Genomic DNA, 824 nt, shown 5'->3' with positions numbered 1-824 from the left:
CCATTTTCATGCAGCGGCAGGTTGTCGCTGTGAAATACAATGTCGTGGTCGTAGCTAAACTCAATTTGATGAGAGCCAGCTAACGATAATGTATGGTTTTCGATGGTGTGTTGCAGTGCACTTTTGGCACTGGTCATTTTGATGGTATCGGGCTTATTGCCCATCAACCCTAGCACCGTGGCTCGGTCGGTGTGGTGTCCTCTACCAGTCAGTGATAAAGAGCCATATAAGTCAACTTGCACCCGACGTACTTTCGCCATAGAGTCGCTAAGTAGTTGAGTGAAATGGAATCCGGCGAGCATAGGACCGTTAGTGTGGGAGCTGGATGGCCCAACACCGACCTTAAAAATATCGAAAATCGACAGCATAATTGACTTCCTTCAGCAATGAACCTTTCATAGGTCTCTAGAACAATGTTGTTAACTAGATGTTAATGCCTGTAAGGCGGTTGGCAAAGAAGATTTTTGTAACTATGCCAAAGACCACACAACAGTGACTTTGTCGCAGGGGAAATTGAGAGAGAAGTATGAATTTAGGTAACGTGGTCATCGTACTAGGTAAGCGATTGGTTAATAACCAATTGAGTGCCGAAGGCATCTCAAGAGTCGAAGCACTAGCCGCTAAGATCCTCGAAATGCCAATGGAGAATACTGCTCTTGTATTTTGTGGTGGAAAAACGCAAGGACAAAGCATTTCGGAAGCAGACGCTATGTATGCATATTTTCAGACCCTGAATACGTCGCTGGCCAAGCCTTTTCCGACAAGCCAAATTCTGCTTGAAAATCGCTCTTTGAATACGTTTGAAAACATGCGAAATGCAGCGA

General features: G+C 44.9%; 2 protein-coding genes. One reads left to right on the top strand and one right to left on the bottom strand.

The window, feature by feature from the left end:
- Positions 1–368, bottom strand: a 368-nt coding sequence (locus R7Z47_RS24405) for a serine dehydratase beta chain (protein WP_318130708.1), incomplete at its 3' end; no start/stop codon positions are given.
- A 158-nt stretch (positions 369–526) separates the two neighbouring features.
- Between R7Z47_RS24405 and R7Z47_RS24400 the strand changes: the two genes are divergently transcribed.
- Positions 527–824, top strand: a 298-nt coding sequence (locus R7Z47_RS24400) for a YdcF family protein (protein WP_318130707.1), incomplete at its 3' end; no start/stop codon positions are given.

The sequence above is a fragment of the Vibrio sp. 1641 genome (assembly GCF_033339995.1).
In the GTDB taxonomy this organism is placed as follows: Bacteria; Pseudomonadota; Gammaproteobacteria; order Enterobacterales; family Vibrionaceae; genus Vibrio; species Vibrio alginolyticus.
This window is presented reverse-complemented; position numbering and strand designations above follow the sequence as displayed.